This is a genomic window from Pseudochelatococcus contaminans (assembly GCF_014195635.1).
GTDB classification, from domain to species: domain Bacteria; phylum Pseudomonadota; class Alphaproteobacteria; order Rhizobiales; family Beijerinckiaceae; genus Pseudochelatococcus; species Pseudochelatococcus contaminans.
Genome location: NZ_JACICC010000002.1, coordinates 323,572 through 349,716 on the forward strand (window position 1 = coordinate 323,572; position 26,145 = coordinate 349,716).

Consider the following 26,145-nt stretch of genomic DNA (forward strand, 5'->3'; position numbering starts at 1 on the left):
GGAAGGAAACATCGTCATCTCTCCCGTCAACCGAGGAAATCGCCGGGCGTGGCGTCAATACGCCAGTCGCGCCAGTCATTGTAATAAGGTGCGTACTGCGCCGGGAAGGTGTAGGGCGCGCAGCGGCGGATCGCGCGCATCACGCTTTCAGCATAAGAGCGCGAGGCAGCATCGTTCGCCCCGCTGACAAGCTGCGGCGGACCGGCCAGCGTGCCATCCTCGTTCAACGACACCCGGATGATCGGAGACGTCGTCACATCGGCCATTCCCGGCGGCGCGGAGAAGCAGCGCCCGATCTGTTCCTTCATCAGATTGCCGATGGCATCGCGCTGCGACAGCGACAGCTTCGGCGAATTGCCCGTGCGGGTGCCCGCCGACGCAGCCTGCTGCTGCCGCCCGGTGGAGCCGGATGCCTGCGGGCTTTCGCGGCTTGCCAGCAATCGCTCGATGGAATCCGCCTGGGCAGGCTTGTCCGATGCCGTGCGCGAAGCCAGCTTACGCGCCTCGGCAGGCTTGGGAGGCGCAGGCGGCTTGGGCGGCGCGGGCTTGGGAGGAGCCGGTTTCGGAGGCTCAGGCTTAGGGGGCTCGGGCTTAGGAGGCTCCGGCTTGGGAGGCTCCGGTTTGGGAGGTTCCGGCTTGTCCGGCTCCTGAACGTCGGCCAGTTGCTGCGGACGCGGGCGGGGCGTCGGCGGGGCCGGCACTGGCGGCGTCGGTTCAGGCGGAGCGACCTCAGTCACCTGCGGCGGCGTTGGCTTTTGTTCCTGCGGCTCGGGAGTCGCCTCCACCGCCGGGCGATCTTCAGACTTGTCTTCGGCCACGGGGCGCGCCACGGGCGCTGGCACATCGCGGCTGGCCTCGCCGGGATCGGGCTTCTGCTCTTCAACCTCAGCCACGCGGTCAACGCGCTGCTGCGGTGTATCCAGAACGGTTTTGGAGGTGCGGTCACCCTGCATCATGGACGAGAACGCATCCTCGGAAATCACCTCGACGGCGATGGATTCTTGCTGATCGGAAAAAGGCGGCGGCGACGAAAAGGCAACGAGCGCCGCCGTCAGCAGCGCTGCATGCGCTGCCACCGAAGCGACCAGTCCCGGCTCTTTTCCCAAGAAGCGCACGCGAGAGTCCTCAGTTCGATCCGGCGGCAAGCTTGGGGTCGGGCTCGGTCACGAGCGCAACCTTCTTGAAACCAGCCGCAGTAATAAGCGCCATGACTTCCGCCACGCGCCCGTAGTTCACCGCCTTCGCGCCGCGCACATAGATGCGCTCTTCCTCACCGGCGGGCGCAACCTCACGCAGCCGCTCGACAATGGCGCCATCGGAAAGCTCGGTGTCCAGCACGTAAACGCGCCCGTCCGCACTGACAGAAACCGTCAGCGGCTTCTGCTCCATGTTCAGAGGTTTGGCCGCCGTTTGCGGCAGGTCGAGCGGCACGCCGACCACCATCATCGGGGCCGCGACCATGAAAATGATCAGCAGCACGAGCATGACGTCGATGAACGGCGTCATGTTGATTTCGGAAATCACGCCGGGCGCCCGGCCACGGCGGCGTCCGCCACGCCCTGCACCAGATCCGGCTCCGCCAACTGACATGCCCATTCAGATCCTCCCGCCTCAAGCCGCCGCGCGTTCGTCGAGCTGACGCGACAGGATGGAGGAAAATTCGTCCGCGAAGCCTTCCAGCCGCCCCTGAATCCGCAGGGATTCAGACTGCAGCTTGTTATAGGCGATCACCGCGGGTATGGCGGCAACAAGGCCGATGGCGGTCGCGAACAGCGCCTCCGCAATACCGGGCGCAACCACGGCAAGGCTGGTGTTGTTGGAGGCCGCGATGGACCGGAAGCTGGTCATGATGCCCCACACCGTGCCGAACAGGCCGATGAACGGAGCCGACGTGCCAACCGTCGCCAGCACGCCGATGCGAGACTGCAACCGCTCGCCCTCACGCTGGATGGCCAGGTCGAGCGCCCTGTCGATGCGCTGCTGCAGGCTGCCGACTGCCCGGCGTTGACCGTCGAAACTGCGCTTCCATTCGCGCATCGCGGCCTGGAACAGCGCCTGCATGCCATGCACCGGCTTATCTTCCAGCGAGCGATAGAGTTCCTCCAGCGAACGGCCGGACCAAAACGCTTCCTCGAACTTATCCATGGAGCGCGCGTAGCGGCCGAACATCAGCGATTTGTCGATGATGATCGCCCAGCACCAGATAGATGCCGCCACCAGACCGATCATGACCAGCTTGACGACGATGTGAGCATGCCAGAACATGCTGAACAGCGTAATCTCGCTGCCTGCCATGGGCAGGGCCGTCTGAACCACAGCGGCGGTGTTCATCAAAAATCCTTTCCCACTACGGGCGTGGCACCATAACCCGGATTCGTGAGCATCCGATACGGCGCACGGCCTGCCCGACGCTTGCCGGCAGCCCTGCGACCTATCGCATGTCACGTTTCTCTCGCTTGTGCTCGCCTATAAATCTGTCGAAATCAGGGCCGAGCGGCCCCCGGTGCTGCCGGAGAGAAACCTGTTACAGTTAACGAAGAAAAGCCCGTTGCGGTTAACGCCACGTTACAACAGAGCAAATACTCCGCGTTTCACGCACCGCCGCCCTCCAGAATATGCCGCAGCGCATCGGGAATCCGCGCCGGGCGCCCGCCGGCGAGCGCCGCCACCCGGACATCGGCGGAAACAATCAGTTCCTCGCCCCGCAATATGCGCTGGGCGATGACCAGCGATGCGCCGCGCACTTCCTCGGTGCGGGTCTGCACCTCAAGCACGTCGTCCATCAGCGCCGGGCGGTGATAATCGATGGTGAGGCGGCGCACCGCAAAGAACAGCCCCTCCCCGCCCGCATGCAACTCGTTCTGCCCCACGCCGGCAAGCCGAAGACTGTCCGTGCGCCCGCGCTCCAGAAACCGCAGGTAGCCCGCATGATAGACGATGCCGGAAAAGTCGGTGTCTTCATAATAGACTCTAACCGGCAGAATATGCGTGCGCCCCTCAAACCGGCCTGCCAGATCGGGCCAGGCAGCCGGAGAGGTGGAAGCGTCATGGCTCATCGTCGGTCTCCTCGTTGAACAGCGCCCCCTGCCCCACCGGGCTACGGGGAGCGGGTTCCGCCAGTCCCAGATGCCTGAAAGCATGCGGCGTCAGCACCCGCCCGCGCGGCGTGCGCTGCACGAACCCCTGCTGGATCAGATAAGGCTCGATGATTTCCTCGATGGCGTCGCGCGGCTCTGACAGCGCCGCGGCGATGGTCTCGATGCCCACGGGGCCGCCGCCGAACGATTGCGCCACCATGATCAGATAGCGCCGGTCCATCAGGTCCAGCCCCGCGCCGTCCACCTCCAGCAGGCGCAAGGCGTGGTCAGCGATGGGCCGGGTGATGATGTCGGAACCGCCAACGATGGCGAAATCCCGCACGCGGCGCAGCAGGCGCCCGGCAATGCGCGGAGTGCCGCGCGCGCGGCGGGCGATCTCATTGGCGCCGTCCGGGCTCATGCCGATACCGATCACCTTCGCGCCGCGCGTTACGATCAGCTCCAGCTCCTCCACCGTATAGAACTGCAACCGCACCGGAATGCCGAAACGGTCGCGCAGCGGTGTTGTCAGCAGACCTTGCCGGGTGGTCGCCCCCACCAGCGTAAACTTCGGCAGGTCGATCTTGACCGAACGCGCCGCCGGCCCCTCGCCGATGATCAGATCAAGCTGATAATCCTCCATCGCCGGATAGAGAATTTCCTCCACAGCCGGATTGAGCCGGTGGATCTCATCGATGAACAGCACATCGCGCTCATCGAGATTGGTGAGCTGGGCCGCCAGATCTCCGGCCTTGGCGATGACGGGGCCGGAGGTGGAGCGGAAATTCACGCCAAGCTCGCGCGCCACGATCTGTGCCAGCGTCGTCTTGCCGAGGCCGGGCGGGCCGACAAACAGCACATGATCGAGCGCGTCGCTGCGCGTCTTCGCCGCTTCGATAAACACTGCAAGGTTCGCCCGCGCCTGCGCCTGCCCGATGAACTCACCAAGCGCAAGCGGACGTAGAGACAGCTCCTGATCGTCCTCACGCTCATGCGGCGTCAGAATACCCTTGCTCATGCCGCAAGCTCCCTGAGCGCAAGGCGAATGAGCGTCGCGGTGTCGGCGTCCTCACCGGCAGCTTCAGCCACCACGGCAACGGCGCGCGCCGCCTGAGGCTCGCCGTAACCCAGATTGATCAGCGCCGAAACCGCATCGGCCACAGGCCGGGGCGCATCCGCCACCGCTGCCGTGTAGGGAACCGCGGCCTCGCCCGGACCGGGCAGGAAGGCAGGCGTCTTGTCCTTCAGCTCGGACACCAGACGCGCGGCAAGCCGCGGCCCGACACCCGGCGCACGGGCCAGCGCCGTCTTGTCGCCGCGCCCGATCGCCGCCGTCAGCGCCGGCGGATCGAGCACCGTCAGGATGCCCAGCGCCACCTTCGCGCCAACACCCTGCACGGTCTGTAACATGCGGAAGCACTCACGCTCGGCGTCGGAGCGAAATCCGTAGAGGCGAATCATATCCTCGCGAACCACGGTCTCGATGGCGAGCGACGCCGCCTCTCCCGCCGCCGGCAGCGCCTGCAACGTGCGCGCCGAACAATGAACCAGATAACCGACGCCGTGCACGTCGAGAATCACATGGTCCTCACCCTGGCTGTCGACGACGCCTTTCAGTTTGCCGATCATGATGCGGCTTCCGCGAGCGTGCGGCTTAACAAGCCGTGAGATTTGCGATGATGGGCATGGGTGATGGCAACGGCAAGCGCGTCCGCAGCATCCGGCGTGCGCGCGTTGGACAGTGGCAGCAGCACGCGGATCATGGCTGCGATCTGCGCCTTCTCGGCATGGCCGACGCCCACCACCGTTTTCTTCACCTGATTGGCCGCATACTCCGCCACCGTCAGCCCCGCCAGCGCCGGCACCAGCAGCGCTATACCGCGGGCATGGCCCAGCTTCAGCGTAGCCTGCGCATCCTTGTTGACGAAGGTTTCTTCCACTGCCGCCTCATCCGGCGTCCACGCGCCGAGCACGCCCGCCAGCCCGTCGTGCAACTGCCGCAGACGGCCTGCGAGCGACAACGACGCGTCCGACTCGACACAGCCGCAGCCCACGAAAGACAACCGCGACCCCGCGACCGCGATCACGCCCCACCCGGTGCGGCGCAAGCCCGGATCGATCCCCAGAATGCGAATCACTTCTCGTCCCATCATCCGCGCGGTGTAGCAGAAACAAATGGAGAACTCATTAACGCAATTCCAGCAAGACCCGAGCTGGATCGCCGCTATTATCGCCCGAAAACAACGAGATAAAACGGCCCGACGGAATATCAAGCCGCCGCTGCGTCACGCCTGCACTGTGGGCGTAAGCTCGGCGGTGAGGGCTTCGATGCGCTCGGCAGCGGCGATGACGACATTCGCGATCCGCGCTTCCTGCTCCTTGGCCTGAGCCTTTTCAGCCGCCAGCTCGGCCTGCAACACGGCGACGCGGCGCTCCGAGGCCGCAAGATCGTCGGCGATGGAGAATGCCGCCATGACGGTCAGGCGCAGATCGTCCATGGAACCGAAGAACCCGGCCAGTTCCGCGATGCGTGCATCGACACGCGCGGCAAGAGCCTCGATTCGCGCCTCGTCGCCCGCCTCGCACGCCATGCGGAACGGCCGACCTGCAATAATAACGGACACCTGACCCACGGATTCCCGACCAGCGGGTCCGCCCGTCGTGTCGCCGCCGTCCGTCATGATCCGCTTCCTTCTTCGCCCGCCAGAACAGCTTCGACCCGCCCGAGCGCTGACGACAGGCGCTCGTCGACATCGCTTGTGACGGCCTCCAGCGTGGCGACTCGCGCCAGCGCACCATCCAGCTCGACCGCGAGTCTGGCGCGGTCATCCTGCGCAAGCGCCAGTTCTGCCGGCAGATCTCCGCCACGCCGGTCGCGTTCCAGCCTGCGGCCGCCGGCGCGTTCCAGCGCGGCAACGGCAGCGTCGAGCCTGTTCAGCGCCTCTGCGAGCGGCATGATGTTGTCCCCATCCGTCCTGCGGATGCCTCCTTCTCTATACGATGGCCAAGGTGAACGCCGGATTCACGCTCGTCAATACGTCGGTAAGGCAGTTATGTTTTGACTTGGGGATACAGCCTGCTATCAAGCCGGATTATCCGAGCCATATTGACAAGAGCGGCCGGCAGCAACCGGCCTCGCTCCCGTTCACGATCAGAGGATTGCCCCGTGACAGCACAAGTCGAGCAAAGCCTGTCCTCCCGGCCGCAGCTTGCCCACAAGCAGCTTGCAAACGCCATCCGCGCCCTGGCGATCGACTCCGTGGAGAAGGCCAAGTCCGGCCACCCCGGTCTGCCGCTCGGCACCGCCGATGTCGCCGCCGTGCTGTTTTCGCGCTTTCTCAAGTTCGATGCCGCCAATCCTGCATGGCCGGATCGCGACCGCTTCATCCTCTCCGCCGGCCACGGGTCCACGCTGCTCTACGCGTTGCTCTATCTCACCGGATCGTCCACCGTCACGCTCGATGAGCTGAAGCGCTTTCGCCAGCTTCACTCCAAGACCCCCGGCCACCCGGAGAACTTCGTCACCCCCGGTATCGAAACCACGACCGGCCCGCTCGGTCAGGGGCTTGCCATGGCTGTCGGGTTCGCGCTGGCCGAGCGCCTGCTCAATGCCGAGTTCGGGCAGGATCTGATCGATCACTTCACGTATGTACTGGCGTCCGACGGCGATCTGATGGAAGGCATCAGCCAGGAAGCCATCGCCTTGGCGGGGCACCTCAAGCTCAACCGCCTCATCGTCATCTGGGACGATAACGGCATTTCCATCGATGGTCCGCTGTCGCTGTCCGATTCGGTCGATCAGGTGAAGCGCTTCGAGGCCGCCGGCTGGAGCGCGGTCCACGTCGACGGGCACGATCCGGAAGCCATCGCCGCCGCCATCGAGGCCGCGCAGAAGAGCGACCGCCCCACGCTGATCGCGGCCAAGACCGTGATCGGCTACGGTTCGCCGAAAAAGGCCGGCACCTCCAAGGCACACGGCGAGCCGCTGGGCGCTGATGAACTCGTCGCCACCAAGGAGGCGCTCGGCTGGCCGCACGGGCCGTTCGAGATCCCCGCTGACATTCTGTCCGCATGGCGGGAGATCGGCGCCCGTGGCAAGGCTGCGCGCGAGGCCTGGCAGAGCCGGCTGGCAGCGCGGCCCGAGGCGGAACGCACGGAGTTCGCCCGCCGCATCAATAACGAGACGGACGCACGCCGTCTGCATGCCGCCATCGATGCGCTCAAGACACGCCTCGCTGCCGAGAAGCCGACCATCGCCACCCGCAAGGCAAGCGAGCTGGCGCTGGAAGCGCTGGTGAATGAAGTGCCGGAGCTGCTGCTGGGATCGGCAGACCTGACGCCCTCCAACAACACCCGTACGAAGGACCTCAAGTCCATCGCGCCGGGGGATTACACCGGCCGCTACATTCACTATGGCATCCGTGAGCACGCCATGGCGGCGGCGATGAACGGCATCCTGCAGCACGGCGGCTATCGCCCGGCGGGCGGCACCTTCCTCGTGTTCTCGGATTATGCGCGCCCGGCGATCCGGCTGGCGGCGCTGACCGGCACGCCCGCTATCTACGTGTTCACGCACGATTCCATCGGGCTTGGCGAGGATGGTCCCACCCATCAGCCGGTGGAGCATCTGGCAGCCCTGCGCGCCATCCCCAACCTGCGCGTGCTGCGCCCTGCCGATGCCGTGGAGACGGCGGAAGCGTGGCAGATCGCGCTTGGCCGCACCACCGGCCCGACGCTGCTGGCCCTCACCCGCCAGAACCTGCCGACCGTGCGCAGCGAACCCGGCCCGCAGAACCTGTCCGCCACCGGCGCCTACGAATTGTCGCCAGCCGAGGGCGTCGCCGTGGCAACGCTGTTTGCCTCCGGGTCCGAGGTCGAGATCGCGTTGGCCGCCCAGAAACTGCTTCAGGACAAGGGCATCGGCGCGCGGGTTGTGTCCGTGCCGTCGCTGGAATTGTTCCTCGATCAGCCGGAAGACGTGCGCAAGGCTGTGATCGGCAACGCGCCGGTCAAGGTCGCCATCGAGGCCGCCGTGCGCTTCGGCTGGGATGGGGTGATCGGACCGGACGGCATTTTCGTCGGCTTGTCGGGCTTTGGCGCAAGCGGTCCCTACAAGGATCTCTATGCGCATTTCGGCATCACGCCGGAAGCCGTCGCCGAAAAGGTGCTGGCGCGCAGCCACGCGTGACGCGCACCGAAATAAAAAAACAGAAACTTGCGCTCGGGCCGACCCATCGCATCGAGTGCAAGTTACGGTAAAATTCGGAATTGAAAGCGTATGTTCCCGATTCCATCGGGACGCGTATCGCTCTATAGACGGCCTGACAAATCTGCACTGCGAGGAGACGAAGAACATGGCGGTTCGCGTAGCAATCAACGGATTCGGGCGTATCGGTCGCCTCGTCCTGCGCTCCATCGTCGAGAGCGGTCGCACGGATATCGAGGTGGTGGCCATCAACGCCTCCGGCCCGGTGGAAGACAATGCCCACCTGCTGCGTTTCGACTCCGTGCATGGCCGCTTCCCCGGCACCATCACCGTGGACGGCGACACCATCGATGTGGGCAACGGCCCAATCAAGGTGACGTCAGTGCGCGATCCGGCGCTGCTGCCGCACAGGGAGCTTGGCGTCGATATTGCCCTCGAATGCACCGGCAGCTTCAACTCTCGCGACAAGGCTGCCGTGCATCTGGAAGCCGGGGCAAAGCGCGTCCTCGTATCCGCACCGGCGGAAGGCGCTGACCTGACGGTGGTTTACGGCGTCAACCAGGACAAGCTGACCCGCGATCACCTCGTCGTCTCCAACGCCTCGTGCACCACGAACGGGCTGGCGCCGGTGGCCAAGGTGCTCAACGACGCGGTGGGCATCGAGACCGGCTTCATGACGACGATCCACGCCTACACCAATGACCAGCCCACGCTCGACCGCCGGCACAAGGATCTGTACCGCGCCCGCGCGGCGGCGCTGTCGCTGATCCCGACTTCCACCGGCGCGGCCAAGGCCGTGGGCCTCGTGCTGCCGGAGTTGAAGGGCAAGCTGGACGGAACGTCGATCCGCGTGCCGACGCCGAATGTCTCGGTCATCGATCTTTCGTTCGTCGCCAGCCGCGAGACCAGCGTCGAAGAGATCAACGCCGCCGTCAAGGCTGCCGCCACTGAAGGCCCGCTGAAGGGCATTCTCGGCTATACCGACCAGCCGAACGTGTCGATCGACTTCAACCACGACGCGCATTCGTCGATCTTCGCGCTGGACCAGACCAAGGTCATCGACGGCAAGTTCGTGCGCGTACTGAGCTGGTACGACAACGAATGGGCGTTCTCCAACCGCATGGTGGATACGGCTGTTGCTTTGGGCAAGCTGATCTGAGAACGCAGGCACGGGGCGCCGTTGGCGCTCCGTTTCCAGAAGCAGTGCACGTTCAGTCCGGACCTCCGAATTGAACGCGGACTGCGGTACAAGATGGACTACTCGGAGTTAATGCCGATGACGGCTTTCCGCCCGCTTGATGAGGCCGATGTCAAGGGACAACGCGTGCTGGTGCGCGTGGACCTTAACGTTCCCATGGATGAACACGGTCAGGTGACCGACCGGACGCGCATCGAGCGCGCCACGCCTACCATTGCCGAACTGGCCGACAAGGGTGCACGGGTGATCGTGCTGTCGCACTTCGGCCGTCCGAAGGGGCACGACCCGAGTGAAAGCCTGCGCCCGCTTGCCGAGGTCGTGACCGAGGTGCTGAAGCGGCCGGTGGCTTTCGCCGAGAACACCGTAGGGGAAGCCGCCGAACGGGCCGTCGCCGCGCTGAAGGATGGCGACATCGTGGTGCTGGAAAATACCCGCTTCCACGCCGGCGAGGAAAAGAACGATCCCGAGTTTATCCGGGCGCTGGCGCGTCTGGGCGATATCTACGTCAACGACGCGTTTTCCGTCGCGCATCGCTCCCATGCCTCGACCGAGGGGCTGGCCCATCTGCTGCCGGCCTTCGCGGGCCGCACCATGCAGGCGGAACTGGAAGCGCTGACGAAGGGGCTGGAAAACCCGAAGCGTCCGTTGGTGGCCGTGGTCGGCGGGGCCAAGGTCTCGACCAAGCTGGCGCTGCTCGAAAATCTCGTCACCAAGGTCGATGCGCTCGTCGTCGGCGGCGGTATGGCGAATACGTTCCTGCTGGCGCAAGGCATCGGCATCGGCAAGTCGCTGGCGGAGCATGATCTCGTCGGCACCGCCCGCCGGATTCTTGCGGCAGCGGACAAGCACGGTTGCAGCATCATCCTGCCCGTGGACGCTGTCGTGGCACACGCGTTCAAGGCCGGCGCAGAGAACCACGCCTACGGCCTCGACGCCATACCGGCGGACGGGATGATCCTCGACATCGGCCCGCAATCCATCGAGCGGGTCCGCGCGGCCATCGATGACGCGAGCACGCTGGTATGGAACGGCCCGCTCGGAGCGTTCGAGATCGATCCGTTTGATCGCGGCACGGTTGCGGCGGCGCAGCGCGCGGCGGAACGCACGAAAGCGGGCAAACTCGTGTCCGTCGCCGGCGGCGGCGACACCATCGCCGCGCTGAACAAAGCTGGCGCGGCCGATAATTTCACCTATGTTTCGACAGCGGGCGGCGCTTTTCTTGAATGGCTGGAAGGCAAGCCGCTGCCCGGCGTCGCGGCGCTGGCGCGCAGCAAGAAGCTGGCCTGAGCCATATCGCAATCCCCGGCTCCGGGATTTCAGTCCGGAGCCGCACAAGTCTCATGCATCTTTGCAAGTCTGATGCATCTTTGAAAGCCTGCACATTGCTGGCAGCCCACATTTTTCGTTCAGGAGGACGACCGTGGCTCGCATTACCCTGAGGCAGCTTCTCGATCACGCGGCAGAGCATGGCTATGGCGTGCCCGCGTTCAACATCAACAACATGGAACAGGGTCTGGCCATTCTGGCGGCGGCAGATGCCGTGGATGCCCCCGTCATCATTCAGGCCAGCCGGGGCGCCCGCGCCTATGCCAACGACCGGGTGCTGGCGCGCCTCATCGACGCGCTCGTGGACATCTATCCGCACATCCCGATCTGCATGCATCTCGACCACGGCAATAACGAAGCCACCTGCGTCACCGCGCTGCAGAACGGCTTCACCTCGGTCATGATGGACGGCTCGCTCGAAGCGGACGGCAAGACCCCCTCCGACTACGATTACAACGTCGGCATCACCAAGCGCGTCGCCGACATCGCTCACTGGGGCGGCGCTTCGGTGGAGGGCGAACTGGGTGTGCTCGGCTCGCTGGAAACCGGCGAAGGCGACAAGGAAGATGGCCACGGCGCCGAGGGCAAACTGTCCCACGACCAGCTTCTGACAGACCCCGATCAGGCAGTGGACTTCGTCAGGAAGACCAAGGTCGATGCGCTTGCCATCGCCATGGGCACCTCGCACGGGGCTTACAAGTTCAGCCGCAAGCCCGATGGCGAGATTCTGGCGATGAACGTCATTGAGGAAATCCACAAGCGCCTGCCGAACGTGCATCTGGTGATGCATGGCTCGTCATCGGTGCCGCAGGATTTGCAGGATATCATCAACGCTCATGGCGGCGAGATGCCGCAGACATGGGGCGTGCCGGTGGAAGAAATCGTGCGCGGCATCAAGCATGGCGTGCGCAAGGTGAACATCGACACCGACAACCGCCTCGCCATGACCGGCGCGATCCGCAAGGTTCTGAGCGAGAACAAAGCCGAGTTCGATCCGCGCAAATACCTGAAGCCCGCCATGGACGCCATGACGAAGCTTTGCAAGCAGCGGCTGGAAGAATTCGGCACCGCCGGCAATGCCTCGAAGATCAAGGTGCTGCCGCTCGACGTGATGGCGAAGCGCTACGCCTCTGGCGAGCTGGACCCCAAGTTTGGCAACTGAGCAAGTTCGGCAACTGAGCGGTCGATAGCTGACACGATGAGCCTCGCGGATCGTTTGTCCGTGAGGCTTGCCGCCGGGCAATATCTGACGGCGGAACGGCACTTGCCGGAGGTTTCGATGCGCCTGTCTTACGTGATACCCTTCCTCTTGTCAGGCGTGGCATTTTCAGGCGTAGCGATGGCGCAGCCCGTTCAGATTCCCGGACCGCAAGGCCCTCTTGAGGCCGAGATGATCGCTGTCGAGAATGCCGATCATGCGGTCATCATCATCCCCGGCTCCGGGCCGACGGACCGGGATGGCAATGCCCCGTCGATGGGCATGGCGTCAAATACCTACAAGTCGCTCGCCGAAGAATTGGCTGCGAACGGCGTAGCCTCGCTGCGCATCGACAAGCGCGGTTTCTACGGCAGCGCGGCTGCAATATCCAACCCGAACGACGTGACCATCGCCGCCTATGCCGACGACGTGCGTCAATGGGTTGAGCGGGCATCGAGCCTCGCGCCATGCGTCTGGATCGCGGGGCATTCCGAGGGTGGGCTCGTGGCGCTGGTCGCGGCGGAAAATGCGCCGAAACATCTTTGCGGGCTGCTCCTGCTGGCGACATCGGGGCGTCCCACCGGGCAGTTGCTGATCGAGCAGTTGCAGGCCAATCCGGCGAATGCTTCACTCATGCCGGAAATCAAAGCCATCGTGGCCGATCTTGAGAGCGGCAAAACCCGCGATGCGGCAACCATCACGCCGGTTCTGCAACCGCTTTTCTCCGCCGGGTTGCAGCGTTACATGATCGACCTGTTTTCGTATGATCCCGTCGCGTCCGCGCGCAAGTGGCAAGGCCCGGCGCTGGTCGTGCAGGGAAGCGCTGACATTCAGGTGCGCCCGCGCGACGCCGATCTGCTCACGGACGCCCTGCCCAACCCGGAGCGCGTCGACTTGCCCCGTGGCACGCACATGTTGAAAACCGATATCGAAGGGCAGCCGCTCGCGACGTATACGGACGCCGCCCTGCCCCTGCACGCAGATCTGGTGCCTTCCATCACCCGCTTTCTGAAGAATACGCAGCCGCGCCAATAATCTTGCAGATCGCTGGCGAAGCGTGCGCCGCGTTGTTACAGCAACGCGGTGACCCGATCCCGCAGATACACAGCCACAAGCACTTCCAGGCAACGTGGACCGCCCGGCCTGGCGGGATGGCGGGCGGAAATGCGCATCAGGTCTGCCAGCAGATGGTCCCGCTGGTCATCGGTCATTGCACGGCCAAGAACAGCCAGCAGGTCGATATCGCTCTGCGGCCGCAATGATCCCGAAACCGCTGATGCATGTACATAAAGCGCCTGAAGAGACTCGCCCAGAACAGCATTCAAGATCGCCGATGCATCTGACATCTGGACGGTCCAGCCTTGTTCAGACCAGTCTTGTCCGGATATGTGCATCGGCGACCTCGAAAAGCTTGGCTTATCCTCTGCTGGCCTCTGCTGGCATCAGTTGGATTTGTCGCCCTTGCCGGTATCGGGCGCTGGCTTGTCGTCCTTCTTGCCGGCCAGGGCATCCAGCCGCGCCTGCACCTCGGCCAGTTGCTGGCGAAGGGCTTCGAAATCAGCCGCACCGGGTGCAGGAGCTGTTGTTTCGGGCGCAGCGGAGCGCTGGTGCTGTTCTTCGGCCTTCTGGGCGAAAGTGGGCAGGAAAAGCCGCAACGCCTCGTTGAACACCGCAACATTGGAGCGCACCTGCTCCTCGATGGCATGAAAGGCCGCGGCAGGACCGAACGACTGGGAAAACTTCTCGCGCAGTTTCTGCTGCTCGCGGGTGAAGTTCTCTATGGAAAACTCCAGATAGCTCGGCACCAGCGATTCGATGCTGTCGCCGTAAATCCGGATCAACTGGCGGAGGAAGGCGACCGGCAGCAACGCCTGCCCTTCCTTGGCTTCCTCTTCGAAAATGATCTGCGCCAGCACGGAACGTGTAATATCCTCACCGGATCTGGCATCGTAGACGACGAAGTCCTCCCCCTGCCGCACCATGGCAGCAAGATCCTCAAGTGTCACATAAGTGCTGGTTCCTGTGTGATACAGGCGGCGGTTAGCGTACTTTTTGATAACCGTGGGTTCTTTCTCTGTCGCCATGTGCCTTCCTACCGTCAATTCTCACTGTCAACTGCTGGCAGCCACCCGCGAATTGATGCAGGTCATTGCGCTGACATGTCGCCGGAGGACGATAGGCTGTTCGCGCGTCCGCGCAAACCTTTTTCGCATGAAACATGATAAGGCCCCGGCGCGAGGCAGCCAGCGGCCACGGTATCAATACTTGACGCATTATCTCCCATGCTCAAACTGGCATGGGGGGAGGAGTTTCACCGCCCATAACGGGCACTTGCCATAACGGGCACTTGCCCGAAAGGACGTTGTCTACAACGCTCAACTGGAGAAAAATCCCATGGCCTTCAAGGATATCGTCATCGTCGCCGCGACACGTTCGGCGGTCGGCTCATTCAACGGCGCTTTCGCAACCGTCCCCGCGGTCGAACTCGGCGCGCAGATCATCCAGGCCGCTCTCTCCCGCGCTGGCCTGGAACCCGGTGATGTGGACGAGGTGATTCTCGGCCAGGTGCTGACCGCCGCCCAGGGTCAGAACCCCGCCCGTCAGGCCGCCATCAAGGCCGGTATCCCGATCGAGAAGACCGCATGGCTCCTCAACCAGGTTTGCGGTTCGGGCCTGCGCACGGTCGCCGTCGGCGCCCAGCAGATCGCCACGGGCGACGCCACCTTCATCGTGGCCGGCGGCCAGGAATCGATGAGCCTCTCCACGCATGCCGCCTACCTGCGCGCAGGCCAGAAGATGGGCGACCTCAGCCTGATCGACACCATGATCAAGGACGGTCTGTGGGAAGCCTTCAACGGCTACCACATGGGCCAGACGGCCGAGAACATCGCTGCCAAGTTCGGCATCACGCGCGAAGAGCAGGACGAGTTCGCCGTCGCTTCGCAGAACAAGGCCGAAGCCGCCCGCAAGGAAGGCCGCTTCAAGGACGAAATCGCCCCCGTCACCGTCAAGACCCGCAAGGGCGACGTGATCGTCGACACCGACGAGTACATCCGTGACGGCGCAACGCTGGATTCGCTCACCAAGCTGCGTCCGGCCTTCACCAAGGACGGCACCGTCACCGCCGGCAACGCATCGGGCATCAACGACGGCGCGGCGATCCTGATCGTCACGACCGCCGAGGAAGCCGAAAAGCGCGGCCTCAAGGTGCTGGCGCGCATCGTTTCGTGGGCAACGGCCGGCGTCGACCCCACCATCATGGGCACCGGCCCGATCCCTGCCGTGCGCAAGGCACTGGCCAAGGCTGGCTGGACGGTCAACGATCTCGACCTGATCGAAGCCAACGAGGCTTTTGCCGCACAGGCCATTTCGGTCAACCGTGAGCTGGGCTGGGATACCTCCAAGGTGAACGTCAACGGCGGCGCCATCGCCATCGGCCACCCGATCGGCGCTTCGGGCGCGCGCATCCTCGTCACGCTGCTGCACGAAATGCAGCGCCGCGACGCGAAGAAGGGCATCGCCACGCTCTGCATCGGCGGCGGTCAGGGTGTTGCGCTCACCGTCGAGCGCTAAACCGCCGGTTGTTCTGATCGAACCTGCGAAAACCATAGAGGCTGGCGCAAACGCGCCAGTCTCTTTTCTTGAACAACGCAGAGAGCAGGAAAGCATACGGTGCTTTCCTGTTTTTCTTTCAGAGACAATCAAACTGCAAAACAGGCAGGGCACCGGACCGGCAAGACCATGCCAAGACACATATCAAGACCCACGCCAAAACCATGCCAAAACCATGCATTGACATCAGCAAAGTCGTTTCAACCCGAACTTTTCTTGTCACATGAATGTTAAATACATTGCAGTGCAACATTAGCAAAACACGATATTCTGTCTTCTGCGTCATATGGTGAACAGTTGAAGCGTTTCCCGAAACCTATCGTTAACCATCTATCGCTATGTAAATTAATAGCTATTTTTCATATTCCCATCTTTCCGCATCGGGTAACGCGCCAAAGAGCATGCCACAACGTGTGTAAGGATATTGGCCATGCGGCAAGCATATCGCAGGTGCAAAATAACCAATCAGAGAAAATAATCGCTAATTTTGCGCGATAACAATAAATAATGAGATGAACCGGCTTATTGTTCTGGTATTGTCGGAAGGCGGTGCTGCGGGGCCCTGGAGAATCAAACCATCGGTGTGATTCTGCCCGCCAGCATCGGCAAGCAGGGCAACCAATCCGCAAATTGTAAAAAAACGACAGGAATCACCATGGCACGGGTAGCATTAGTCACCGGAGGCACGCGCGGCATCGGCGCAGCCATTTCCAAGGCCCTGGCAGAGGAAGGCCACAAGGTCGTCGCTAATTACGCCGGTAACGAAGAAGCAGCCGCGAAGTTCAACGCCGAGACTGGAATTCCGGTCATCAAGTTCGACGTGTCCGATCCCGTCGGGTCGGCCGAGGCGATCGCCAGGATCGAAGCCGAACACGGTCCTGTTGAAATCGTGGTCAACAATGCCGGCATCACCCGCGACGGCACGTTCCATCGCCTGTCCTACGAGCAGTGGTCGCAGGTCATCCGCACCAACCTTGATTCCGTGTTCAACGTCACCCGCCCGGTGATCGAGGGCATGCGCGCGCGGGGCTGGGGCCGCATCATCAACATCTCGTCCATCAACGGCCAGAAGGGGCAGGCCGGGCAGACGAACTACTCCGCCGCCAAGGCCGGCATGATCGGATTCACCAAAGCGCTGGCGCAGGAAAACGCTGCCAAGGGCATCACGGTGAACGTCATCGCCCCTGGCTACATCGACACCGAGATGGTCGCCGCCGTGCCGGAAGACGTGCTGAAGAAGATCATCGCCACCATCCCGACCGGCCGTCTTGGCCGCGCAGAGGAAATCGCCGCCACCGTGGCATTCCTCGCATCGGAAAAAGCAAGCTTCTTCAATGGCTCCGTGCTGACCGTCAATGGCGCGCAGTACATCGCCAACGGCTGATCCTGTCAAAAAATCAGGGCGGGCTGCGATGCGGCCCGCCCTTTTTGATTCGGGCTTCGATCAAAAGCAATTGCTGCTTCAGGATCGATTTTTGCGCTCGCGCAGTTCCGCGAACACGGAAACAGCATCCGCCCCATCGAGACCCACGGCCCGTGCAATCGCCGGATCGTCGGCACGCAGGAACGGGTTGAGCGCCTTTTCATCTCCCAGCCGCGCCGGAATCGTCAGGCGGCCCTCTGCCCGCGTTTGTTCGGCGGATGCGGCATAGGCGCGCAGTGCGGCATTGTCCCCGTCAAGCGAGAGGGCAAAGCGCGCGTTCGATAGGGTATAATCATGCCCGCAATACAGCCGCGCCTCATCCGGCAGGTTGCGCAGCACTTGCAGCGCGCCCCACATGTCACCGGGCGAGCCTTCGAACAGGCGACCACACCCAAGGGAAAACAGGGTGTCGCCGGCGAACAGCGCCTCGTCGCGCGCAAACCAGTAGGCCACATGCCCAGCCGTATGCCCCGGAGTTGCGATAACGCGTGCTTCCAGCTCCCCGACCTTGACCGTATCGCCATCTGACACCGTCACGTCGACCAGCGGGATGTCATCTTTCTCCGCCAGCGGCGCGACGACACGCACGCCGGGAAAACGCTGTTTCAGCTCCGGGATGCCATCAATGTGGTCGGCATGCTTGTGGGTGACGAGGATATCCGTCAACGTCCAGCCTGTGTGGGTGAGCGCGGCCAGAACGGCTCCGGCCTCGGGCGCATCCACAGCGGCAGTCGCGCCGGTGGCGGGATCGTGAATCAGAACGCCGATATTGTCGGTGCGGGCCGGAAAGACCTCGATCTGTGCCGGTTGCTGTGCCGCCTGCCTGTCATCAGCCATAGCCGTATCCTCTCGTCAGTCTTCGTCGATCATGCACGCCGTGTGACGTCATGTTGCATCTACCATCTCGCTGCATCATGCCACGGCAACGCACTCTGTCGCCAGAACGATGCATGTCGGGGCTACGATTATGCCCGAAGATGATCTAGTCTGCGGCCCATGAGCCTCGATGTGGTCGACCTGAGAAATTTCTATTCCAGCCCGCTGGGCACAGTCGCGCGTCGGCTGGTGTCGAAGGCGGTCGAGCGAATCTGGCCCGATGTGCGCGGCCAGAACGTTCTGGGCTTCGGCTATCCGACGCCTTATCTGGCCTCGTTGCGCGCCAGCGCGGACAGGGTCGTGGCCTTCATGCCCGCGACACAGGGTGTGACGCATTGGCCCCGGCAAGGCCCCTCAGCAACGGCGCTGGTCAGCAGGGGCGCGTTGCCACTGCAGATCGGCAGTGTCGACCGGGTGATTCTGGCGCATGCGCTGGAAACCACGGATTCGCCACTGGCGCTGATGGAGGAAATCTGGCGCGTGCTGACGCCCGGCGGCCGGGTGATCGTCATCGTGCCGAACCGGCGCGGCCTGTGGGCGCGCATGGACAGCACCCCCTTCGGCCACGGGCAGCCGTTCAGCCGCTCCCAGTTGACCGCGCTGATGCAGCAAAGCCTGTTTGCGCCTGAAACATGGAGTGAAGCGCTCTATATACCGCCCGTGCCGCGCCGGCTGGCGCTGCGCTCTGCCGTGGCGTTCGAGCGAATCGGCGCTGGCCTGTCGCTGCCGTTTGCAGGCGTCCATGTGATGGAAGCGGTGAAACAGCTCTATCGTCCGATTTCGGTGCCAAGGCCCGTGCGGGCGGTTCGCCTGTCGCCGGTTATGGCTCCCGTTCCATCAACCCGTGCGGCAACGAGCGAGCCGTCTTCCACGCTGCGCACGCCGACACCAACGCAAACCTCCCCCCATACAACTGCCTGACTTATGCTTGACTTGCCACCGCCACGACGCCAAGGTCCGCTCGTCAAGCGCCCGCGCCGGGGGCGCGGGGCGGTCTCACCTGTGGCATTCAACCGGCAGCTGGCGGAATGATGCGAAGCTACCTCGACTTTGAAAAACCCGTTGCCGAACTCGAAGCCAAGATCGGGGAATTGAGAGCGCTCGGCGATTCGGGAGACGCTGTCGCCATCCATGATGAAATTGCGCACCTCGAAACGAAAGCGCGCAAGGCGCTGAACGATCTTTACGCCGCACTGACGCCCTGGCAGAAAACGCTGGTGGCGCGTCATCCCCAGCGCCCGCATTTCATGGACTATCTCGATGGTCTGATAACCGATTTCACGCCGCTGGCGGGCGATCGCAAGTTCGGCGAAGATGAAGCCATTCTCGGCGGTCTCGGACGCTTCCGGGGTGAGGCCGTCTGCATTATCGGGCAGGAAAAGGGCTCGTCCACGGAAACCCGCATCCGCCATAACTTCGGCATGGCCCGGCCGGAAGGCTACCGCAAGGCGGTGCGCCTGATGGAACTCGCGGGCCGCTTCAACCTGCCGGTCATCACCTTCGTCGATACGGCGGGCGCCTATCCCGGCATTGGCGCGGAAGAGCGCGGGCAGGCTGAAGCCATCGCCCGCTCCACCGACGCGTGCCTGCTTCTGCCGACCCCCAACGTCTCCATCGTCATCGGCGAGGGCGGCTCCGGTGGCGCAATTGCGCTGGCCACGGCCAACCGCGTGCTGATGCTGGAACACGCTATTTATTCAGTGATCTCGCCGGAAGGCGCGGCCTCGATCCTGTGGCGCGATCCCACCCGTGCGCAGGATGCGGCCACCGCGATGAAGATCACCGCGCAGGATCTTCTCCGGCTGCACATTATCGATGCTATCGTGCCCGAACCGACGGGCGGGGCGCACCGCGATCCTGAAACCGCCATCCGCACGGCGGGCGACGCCATCGCCGCATCGTTGCAGGAACTGTCTGGACTGAGCGAAGAGGCAATCAAGCGCGACCGCGCCGACAAGTTCCTCGACATTGGCCGCAAGCTTTAAGAACCAAGCTTTAAGAACAGAGTGTTTCCGATCAGACGATTCCATCTGATCGGAAGGCGCTTCAGTTGACAGCCAGAACGATCTTGCCGATGTGGCCGCTCGACTCCATCAACTCATGGGCGGCAGCGGCTTCCTCAAGCGGCAACACGGTATGGATCACCGGCAGGCATCGCCCGGTGCTCAGCAGCGGCCATACCTTTTCCCGCAGGGCTTCAGCAATCACGACTTTTTCCGCCAGCGGGCGCGAACGCAGCGTGGAGCCGGTGTGCGTGAACCGTTTCAGCATCAGCCGCGTGAAGTCGATTTCCACCTTCGCACCTTTAAGAAAGGCGATCTGCACGATACGTCCATCCTGCGCGGCGGCCTGATAGTTGCGTGCGATGTAATCGCCGCCGACCATGTCGAGGATAACGTTCGCACCCCGGCCATCGGTCGCTTCCTTGACGGCGGCAACGAAGTCCTGCTCGCGATAATCGATGGCCAGATCGGCGCCCAGCCGCAGGCAGGCGGCGCATTTCTCAGGCGAGCCAGCTGTTGTCAGAACCCGTGCGCCGAAGGCCTTGCCGAGCTGGATGGCGGTCGTGCCGATGCCGGATGTACCGCCGTGGACGAGCAGCGTCTCCCCGGCCGCGAGCCGCCCGCGGTCGAATACGTTCGACCATACGGTGAAGACGGTTTCGGGGATCGCCGCGGCAGCGACGAAGTCGAGCCCGTCGGGGATGGGCAGCGCAAGCGCGGCGTCGGCGATGCAATATTGCGCATAGCCGCCACCCGTGACGAGCGCGGTGACATGCGCACCGAGAGCCGGCTGCGTCACCCCCTCGCCAACCGCGACGACTTCCCCGGCCACTTCAAGGCCGGGAATATCCGAAGCTCCCGGAGGGGCGGGATAGCGGCCCTGCCGCTGCACCACATCCGGCCGGTTGACGCCGGCCGCGCGCACGCGCACCAGCACCTCTCCCGGCCCCGGACGCGGCACTGGCCGGCGCTCGGGGACGAGCACCTCGGGACCACCCGGCGCGGAAATGCCGATAACGGTCTGCTCTTCGGGAAACGATGCCATGGCGGCTCAGCGATCCAGCAGCTTGCTGAGAGCGGCGCGGAAATCGCCGGCCAGATCCTCGCGCGCCAGTGCATAGGCGACATTGGCAGCGAGAAAGCCGATCTTGGAACCGCAGTCGTAGATATCGCCATCAAAGCGATATGCGGAGAACTCCTGCGTCTTCGCCAGCGTGATCATGGCGTCGGTGAGCTGGATCTCGCCACCCGCGCCATGCTCCTGCTTCGCCAGAATGTCGAAGATCTCCGGCTGTAGAATGTAGCGTCCGGAAATGGCGAGATCGGAAGGCGCCGTACCGCGAGGAGGCTTCTCGACCATGGCCCGGATAGGCGACACCTTGGCGCTCGGGTCTTCGACGTCTACGATTCCGTATTGGTGCGTCTGGTCCTGAGGAACCTGATACACACCGACGATGTTGCCGCCCGTCTCGTTATAGGCTTCGATCATGCCGCGCAGGCATGGAACGGGCGCGTGATGCAGCATATCCGGCAGCAGGAGGGCGAAAGGCTCATTGCCGAGGATTTCGCGCGCGCACCACACGGCATGCCCGAGTCCCAACGGGTTCTGCTGGCGGGTGAAGCTGGTCTGGCCGGGGCCGGGCAGATCGCGCAGCAGCGCTTCCAGTTCCTTCGTCTTGCCGCGCTCCTGCAACGTGCGTTCAAGTTCGAACTGGTTGTCGAAATGATCCTCGATCACAACCTTGTTGCGCCCGGTGACGAAGACCAGATGCTCGATCCCGGCAGCGCGCGCCTCGTCCACCACGTGCTGGATCACGGGCCTGTCGACCACGGTGAGCATTTCTTTCGGCATTGCCTTGGTCGCCGGGAGAAAGCGCGTGCCAAGGCCAGCGACGGGAAACACTGCCTTGCGGATAGGTTTGTTCATTGCCGTTCCGACTTATGGGGGCGTTAAAGACCGGCGGACAGCGCCCCCTTCGACACTGCCCGCCCACATGAATAACGGCATCATCACCGCCAAATTTCACCGCGTCCTGTATCATCATGACGCGAAATGAGCAAAGCGTGACATGCACTGTACTTAATCGTTGAAGACTGTTTCATCCGTTCAACAATTTCTAAACCATATTTGCGCAACGATAACACCAGCATGAAACTGTTTGCTAAAGAGTTCGGTGCGATCGACAAACATGGGGAGCGATGCTGCCCTCCGGGTTGCCCGTCATCCGGCACAGGCCAAGCGTGACGAGCAGGCGGCTATCGCGGAAAGATATTGCGCGAAAAAATATTGCGCGAGACGATATTGATGGAGCGGCAGATGACGCGTGACAGGCAGTTCCCCGCACAAGAGCAGGAAGCCCTCCGGCCGCTGGCAGGCGGAAGGGCATACCCGGCCGCGCATCTGGGAATAACCATCGCCGCCGCCACCCTGCTGGCCTCGTGCTCGTCCTTCGGCTTTTTCTCCGCCACCACGGTCGATACGGTGACGACGGCGTCGATTCCCGCGTCCCGCACGGCGGCTCCGGCTCCGGCAATGCCCTATGTGTCATCCGCTACGCAGGACGCTTCCATGCAGAGCTTTTCGGATTTCACCCGCGGGCTGTGGCCGGAAGCGTCGGCACGCGGCGTCTCGCGGCGCACGTTCGACACCGCCCTCGCGGGTGTGGAACCGAATGCGCGTATCATCGCGCTGACGAAAAAGCAGTCGGAGTTCGTCAAGCCGGTGTGGGACTATCTGGAGTCGGCCACTTCCGCGCAGCGGCTGTCGCGCGGACGCGCCGCGACAACGCAGTGGCGCGAGACGTTCGTCGCCGTCGAGCAGCGATTTGGCGTAGATCGAAAAGTAATTGCCGGCGTGTGGGGCATGGAGACCAATTTCGGCTCCACCATGGGCAGTCATTATGTCATCGAGGCGCTGGCAACACTGGCGCATGCGCAATATCGCGGACCATTCTTCCGCAACGAACTGCTGACCGCGCTCAAGATTCTGGATGAAGGCCACATCAACCGCGAAGGGATGATCGGGTCGTGGGCCGGCGCGATGGGGCAAACCCAGTTCATGCCCACCAGCTTCATGCGCTATGCCGTCGACTTCACCGGCGAGGGCCGGCGCGACATCTGGACATCCGTGCCGGATGCTCTCGCCTCCACCGGCAACTACCTGCGCGAACACGGCTGGGTCACGGGTCTGCCATGGGGCTTCGAGGTCAAGCTGCCGCAGAACTACAATTACCGCCAGCGCAACGGCGATTTCGGCACCTTCGCATCGGCCGGCGTGCGCCGCATGGATGGCAAGGCCATGCCGCGTACCGGCGAGGCGCGGCTGTTCATGCCAGCCGGCGCACGCGGCCCGGTGTTTCTGGTGACGAAGAACTTCGATGTCATCAAGCGCTATAACAACTCCGATTCCTACGCGCTGGGCGTGGCCCTGCTCGGCGACATGATCCACGGCGGTCAGGGCGTGCAGGCTGCATGGCCCCGCGACGAAAAACCGTTGAGCCGCAATGAGCGCGAGGATCTGCAACGCTATCTGGCCCGGCTCGGTTACCCTGTCGGCGAGCCGGACGGGCGAATCGGCACCCAGACCCGCGCGGCGATCACCGCCTATCAGGAGCAGCGAGGCCTCGTGCCGGACGGGCATCCCAGCACCGCCCTGCTCGCGCATCTGCGACGCAACATCTGAGCAGCCTGGAGCGCCTTCAAGCGAAGCGGATACCGCTTTGCTTGAAGAAAACACGTAAGACCAATAAGATAGAGCACTTCTGCGTTTCAACGAAATGCCGAAATGCTCTAACCTCTTTTCTTCATGCGCGATTCACCTTGTCGCCCGTGATACGGGATAACGATACATGGCAGACGGGACTCGCGTGTTCCGATGCCGTAGGATAAATAGTTGTGCCCGATCGTGTTGGCGATGCGGAGAAAAGACGTCGAGACGTTTTCCGTCACCCAACACTTCATAATGAGTAGTCCATGCCGATGCGTCGGAACAGGTTTCCAGCAAGAGGGCGAAAATGCCTGCTGGTTGCAGGTCTCGCAGCGATTATCGCTGCGGGAGGAACGACGTATGCGGCAGCAGATCCGCTGACGCGCTTTCTCGACGGACTATTCAAACAGGAGCAGCCGCAAGCGCAGCCGCAGGCCAAGCCCCGTGCGGCGCCACAAAAACCGCGCCCGGCGACCCGGCAGGTGCCGCGCAAGCCTCAACCCGCGACCGTGATCGTGCGTGACGCCCAACAAAAGCGCGAGGCCAATGCCTTCATCGCCGTGATCGGCGACTCGCTGGCCGAATCGCTGGTCGGCGGTCTGCGCGACGCGTTCGCCGCAACGAACGAAATCGCAGTCGTCAACCGCGCATCCAACCGCAATGCCCTGGGGCGCACGCAGGATGAGGACTGGAAGTTTCTCACCCGTGATTATATGCGCGACAGCAACGCCGCCACGCAGCCCATCACACTCGGCGTTGTATTATTCGGCGCGGATGACAAGCAGAGCATTCTCGACGGGACCGGCAAGCCGGTGCCTTTCGGCACGCCGGAATGGCAGGCGGCGATGTCCGCGCACATCGACACGGCCATCCGCGCATTTGCGGACCGTGGCGTGCCATTGGTCTGGGTCGGCCCGCCGCCGATGAGGGCCGAGGCGCACAACGCCATGTCCGCCGCGCTGAACGCTTTGTATCGCGAGGAAGTGCTGAAGGCCGGCGGCGTGTTCGTCGACATCTGGAGCGCTTTTTCCAGCGAAGACAAAGGGTTCATCGCCAATGGCCCGGACGTCAGGGGGCAGGATGCACGTCTGCGTACCGCAGATGGCGTCGGCCTCACAGCCAGCGGTGCGCGCAAGGTGGCGCATTTCACCGAAATCGAGATCCGGCGCCTGCTGCAAGCGCGCGGCATAGCGACGGTGATCGCCTCCCCTACCGGCGCCACGGACAACCAGAGCACCGGCGGCCCGTCCGACGCGCTTCTGTCACTGCCGGACATGCCTGTGCCGGTGGTGATTCCGGTCAAGCCCGTGGCTGGTCCGATTCTGCCGCTGCTGGCGCTTCAGCCGACGCCCGATGGCACGCTGCTGCATAATCGCCCGGCGGCCAAGGGAGACGCGGCAGCGCTCATTCACCGTGTCTACGGCGAAGGACGCGCGCCGGAACCCGTCACTGGCCGGGCTGACGATTTTTCCTGGCAGAACAATGCCATAGCAGGCGATTTCGTACCGGCCTCAGTGCCGGATCACGCTGCCCTGCCTTCCACCGACGATGGCGGAAACGATCCCATGGCTGTCGCGGCCCGCAGCGCGCCTTGAAACAACCGCCGAAACCGCTGAAAATGTGAAAAAACCCGCCCTGCGCCGCAGGACGGGTTTCGCATCTTGAACGATGCTGTTCAGAAGGGCGCTCTGGATACGCCGTTTGTTGCCTACCCTTATAATCGGGCGTTGCTTCCCTAGACCTGGGCCGCTGCGTCGAGGCGCGCGGTTCTTATCGTTTCGCAATCCAGGATAGGGGCCCTTAGAGGCAACCGTTCTTGGATGTCTATAGTTGCGCACGAAACTTAATCGAATGCAACATTTTTTTGCATGCCCCGCCTGGAAGGCGATACAAAAAGCGACATGGCTTTGAAATTTACCACAAAAACGCTTCCATGAATTGTGGCCATTGCAAGGCTGCACGCCTTGCGTTACGACTTTCGACGAAAGAGTAAGGGGAGCATGCCGTGGTCACAGATCACGCGGACATGGATTATCGCGAACATGAACGGACCTACGCGGGTTTCGTCCGCCTGTTGAGGTCCGTCACGCTTGCGATTGTTGTTGTCCTGGTTCTGATGGCGGTCGTCCTCATCTAATACGGTTTGCGTTCACATCGATTCAGCGAATTGAATGCAAGATGCGGTAAAATATGGAATTGAGGACGCCGGATGTTCTGGGCCCGTCTGGTCATCGTACTGCTTAAAATAGTTCCAGCAAAAATTGGTGCTGTTTTTATTGCCGAAGTTGCGCTGGAACAGTGAGATGAAATATTCCTGCGCTATGGAATGAAGACTGGGATGCTTTGTCGCTGCCGTGCTGTCATCCTTGTTTGTTATTCGACGTATAATCCGCTTGGCGATACCCGAAAACAGCGGATCGAACCGGGGCGGAACACCGCTCTTTACCTTTTGGCGCAATAGTGCCGGACATTTCGCCGTATCCGGCAAATCCCGGAATTAACGCTGTCTCGTACTGCTCT

Annotated in this window: 27 protein-coding genes; 12 read left to right on the plus strand and 15 right to left on the minus strand. The window is 63.0% G+C overall.

Annotated elements, in window-relative coordinates:
- Positions 1-26 precede the first annotated feature (26 nt).
- The 9 genes from FHS81_RS05570 to FHS81_RS05610 all read right to left on the minus strand — a co-directional run bounded on the left by FHS81_RS05570 (position 27) and on the right by FHS81_RS05610 (position 6,033).
- Positions 27-1,115 (minus strand): hypothetical protein, encoded by a 1,089-nt coding sequence (locus FHS81_RS05570; RefSeq protein ID WP_183751050.1) that lies wholly within the window; start codon positions 1,113-1,115, stop codon positions 27-29.
- 10 nt (positions 1,116-1,125) lie between these two features.
- On the minus strand, positions 1,126-1,596 hold the full coding sequence (locus FHS81_RS05575) for an ExbD/TolR family protein (protein ID WP_183751051.1): 471 nt from the start codon (positions 1,594-1,596) through the stop codon (positions 1,126-1,128).
- A gap of 15 nt (positions 1,597-1,611) precedes the next feature.
- Positions 1,612-2,331 carry a protein TolQ gene (gene tolQ / locus FHS81_RS05580; protein ID WP_183751052.1) on the minus strand — a complete coding sequence of 240 codons (720 nt, stop codon included), beginning with the start codon at positions 2,329-2,331 and terminating at the stop codon, positions 1,612-1,614.
- Positions 2,332-2,591: 260 nt separating this feature from the next.
- Positions 2,592-3,056, minus strand: coding sequence for a tol-pal system-associated acyl-CoA thioesterase (gene ybgC / locus FHS81_RS05585; RefSeq protein ID WP_183751053.1), 465 nt, complete (start codon positions 3,054-3,056; stop codon positions 2,592-2,594).
- Complete coding sequence (gene ruvB, locus FHS81_RS05590) at positions 3,046-4,095, minus strand: Holliday junction branch migration DNA helicase RuvB (RefSeq protein WP_183751054.1); 1,050 nt, start codon at positions 4,093-4,095, stop codon at positions 3,046-3,048. The genes ybgC and ruvB overlap by 11 nt, the downstream gene beginning before the upstream one ends.
- The gene (gene ruvA / locus FHS81_RS05595) at positions 4,092-4,706 is read right to left on the minus strand and encodes a Holliday junction branch migration protein RuvA (protein ID WP_183751055.1); all 615 of its coding nucleotides are present in this window, start codon (positions 4,704-4,706) and stop codon (positions 4,092-4,094) included. Before ruvA ends, ruvB begins: the two co-directional genes overlap by 4 nt.
- Positions 4,703-5,227: a crossover junction endodeoxyribonuclease RuvC gene (gene ruvC / locus FHS81_RS05600; RefSeq protein WP_183751283.1), complete on the minus strand. Its 525-nt coding sequence runs from the start codon at positions 5,225-5,227 to the stop codon at positions 4,703-4,705. The genes ruvA and ruvC overlap by 4 nt, the downstream gene beginning before the upstream one ends.
- Before the next feature lie 135 nt (positions 5,228-5,362).
- Positions 5,363-5,758: a cell division protein ZapA gene (locus tag FHS81_RS05605; RefSeq protein ID WP_210281558.1), complete on the minus strand. Its 396-nt coding sequence runs from the start codon at positions 5,756-5,758 to the stop codon at positions 5,363-5,365.
- Positions 5,755-6,033: a DUF4164 family protein gene (locus tag FHS81_RS05610; RefSeq protein ID WP_183751056.1), complete on the minus strand. Its 279-nt coding sequence runs from the start codon at positions 6,031-6,033 to the stop codon at positions 5,755-5,757. Before FHS81_RS05610 ends, FHS81_RS05605 begins: the two co-directional genes overlap by 4 nt.
- A gap of 210 nt (positions 6,034-6,243) precedes the next feature.
- Between FHS81_RS05610 and tkt the strand changes: the two genes are divergently transcribed.
- The 5 genes from tkt to FHS81_RS05635 all read left to right on the plus strand — a co-directional run bounded on the left by tkt (position 6,244) and on the right by FHS81_RS05635 (position 13,040).
- Complete coding sequence (gene tkt, locus FHS81_RS05615) at positions 6,244-8,265, plus strand: transketolase (protein ID WP_343052426.1); 2,022 nt, start codon at positions 6,244-6,246, stop codon at positions 8,263-8,265.
- Between the two features lie 166 nt (positions 8,266-8,431).
- On the plus strand, positions 8,432-9,442 hold the full coding sequence (gap, locus tag FHS81_RS05620) for a type I glyceraldehyde-3-phosphate dehydrogenase (protein ID WP_183751057.1): 1,011 nt from the start codon (positions 8,432-8,434) through the stop codon (positions 9,440-9,442).
- A 117-nt stretch (positions 9,443-9,559) separates the two neighbouring features.
- Positions 9,560-10,768: a phosphoglycerate kinase gene (locus FHS81_RS05625; protein WP_183751058.1), complete on the plus strand. Its 1,209-nt coding sequence runs from the start codon at positions 9,560-9,562 to the stop codon at positions 10,766-10,768.
- Positions 10,769-10,901: 133 nt separating this feature from the next.
- Positions 10,902-11,969 (plus strand): class II fructose-bisphosphate aldolase, encoded by a 1,068-nt coding sequence (fba, locus tag FHS81_RS05630; protein ID WP_183751059.1) that lies wholly within the window; start codon positions 10,902-10,904, stop codon positions 11,967-11,969.
- 36 nt (positions 11,970-12,005) lie between these two features.
- On the plus strand, positions 12,006-13,040 hold the full coding sequence (locus FHS81_RS05635) for an alpha/beta hydrolase (RefSeq protein ID WP_246374761.1): 1,035 nt from the start codon (positions 12,006-12,008) through the stop codon (positions 13,038-13,040).
- Between the two features lie 35 nt (positions 13,041-13,075).
- Here FHS81_RS05635 and FHS81_RS05640 read toward each other — a convergent pair whose 3' ends face one another.
- Together FHS81_RS05640 and phaR are read right to left on the minus strand one after the other, a co-directional pair.
- Positions 13,076-13,351 (minus strand): hypothetical protein, encoded by a 276-nt coding sequence (locus tag FHS81_RS05640; RefSeq protein WP_183751060.1) that lies wholly within the window; start codon positions 13,349-13,351, stop codon positions 13,076-13,078.
- Between the two features lie 96 nt (positions 13,352-13,447).
- Positions 13,448-14,089, minus strand: coding sequence for a polyhydroxyalkanoate synthesis repressor PhaR (gene phaR / locus FHS81_RS05645; RefSeq protein WP_183751061.1), 642 nt, complete (start codon positions 14,087-14,089; stop codon positions 13,448-13,450).
- 310 nt (positions 14,090-14,399) lie between these two features.
- Between phaR and FHS81_RS05650 the strand changes: the two genes are divergently transcribed.
- Positions 14,400-15,578 (plus strand): acetyl-CoA C-acetyltransferase, encoded by a 1,179-nt coding sequence (locus FHS81_RS05650; RefSeq protein WP_183751062.1) that lies wholly within the window; start codon positions 14,400-14,402, stop codon positions 15,576-15,578.
- Between the two features lie 694 nt (positions 15,579-16,272).
- On the plus strand, positions 16,273-17,001 hold the full coding sequence (gene phbB / locus FHS81_RS05655) for an acetoacetyl-CoA reductase (RefSeq protein ID WP_183751063.1): 729 nt from the start codon (positions 16,273-16,275) through the stop codon (positions 16,999-17,001).
- A 78-nt stretch (positions 17,002-17,079) separates the two neighbouring features.
- On the opposite strand, the gene gloB is transcribed toward phbB, so the two are convergent.
- On the minus strand, positions 17,080-17,877 hold the full coding sequence (gene gloB / locus FHS81_RS05660; protein WP_183751064.1) for a hydroxyacylglutathione hydrolase: 798 nt from the start codon (positions 17,875-17,877) through the stop codon (positions 17,080-17,082).
- 159 nt (positions 17,878-18,036) lie between these two features.
- Between gloB and FHS81_RS05665 the strand changes: the two genes are divergently transcribed.
- Entirely contained in the window at positions 18,037-18,837 is an 801-nt protein-coding gene (locus tag FHS81_RS05665) for a class I SAM-dependent methyltransferase (RefSeq protein WP_183751065.1), read from the plus strand.
- Between the two features lie 110 nt (positions 18,838-18,947).
- A complete protein-coding gene (locus tag FHS81_RS05670) occupies positions 18,948-19,901 on the plus strand; it encodes an acetyl-CoA carboxylase carboxyltransferase subunit alpha (protein WP_183751287.1) in 954 nt (317 codons plus the stop codon).
- A gap of 61 nt (positions 19,902-19,962) precedes the next feature.
- On the opposite strand, the gene FHS81_RS05675 is transcribed toward FHS81_RS05670, so the two are convergent.
- Complete coding sequence (locus tag FHS81_RS05675; RefSeq protein WP_183751067.1) at positions 19,963-20,964, minus strand: NAD(P)H-quinone oxidoreductase; 1,002 nt, start codon at positions 20,962-20,964, stop codon at positions 19,963-19,965.
- Positions 20,965-20,970: 6 nt separating this feature from the next.
- On the minus strand, positions 20,971-21,846 hold the full coding sequence (galU, locus tag FHS81_RS05680) for a UTP--glucose-1-phosphate uridylyltransferase GalU (protein ID WP_183751068.1): 876 nt from the start codon (positions 21,844-21,846) through the stop codon (positions 20,971-20,973).
- A 390-nt stretch (positions 21,847-22,236) separates the two neighbouring features.
- Here galU and FHS81_RS05685 point away from each other — a divergent pair, with 390 nt between their 5' ends.
- The 3 genes from FHS81_RS05685 to FHS81_RS05695 all read left to right on the plus strand — a co-directional run bounded on the left by FHS81_RS05685 (position 22,237) and on the right by FHS81_RS05695 (position 25,762).
- On the plus strand, positions 22,237-23,601 hold the full coding sequence (locus FHS81_RS05685) for a lytic murein transglycosylase (protein WP_246374763.1): 1,365 nt from the start codon (positions 22,237-22,239) through the stop codon (positions 23,599-23,601).
- A gap of 290 nt (positions 23,602-23,891) precedes the next feature.
- Positions 23,892-25,220 carry an SGNH/GDSL hydrolase family protein gene (locus tag FHS81_RS05690; RefSeq protein ID WP_183751069.1) on the plus strand — a complete coding sequence of 443 codons (1,329 nt, stop codon included), beginning with the start codon at positions 23,892-23,894 and terminating at the stop codon, positions 25,218-25,220.
- A 410-nt stretch (positions 25,221-25,630) separates the two neighbouring features.
- On the plus strand, positions 25,631-25,762 hold the full coding sequence (locus FHS81_RS05695) for an aa3-type cytochrome c oxidase subunit IV (RefSeq protein WP_343052427.1): 132 nt from the start codon (positions 25,631-25,633) through the stop codon (positions 25,760-25,762).
- A 12-nt stretch (positions 25,763-25,774) separates the two neighbouring features.
- On the opposite strand, the gene FHS81_RS18680 is transcribed toward FHS81_RS05695, so the two are convergent.
- Positions 25,775-26,113 carry a hypothetical protein gene (locus FHS81_RS18680; protein WP_210281559.1) on the minus strand — a complete coding sequence of 113 codons (339 nt, stop codon included), beginning with the start codon at positions 26,111-26,113 and terminating at the stop codon, positions 25,775-25,777.
- Positions 26,114-26,145 lie beyond the last annotated feature (32 nt).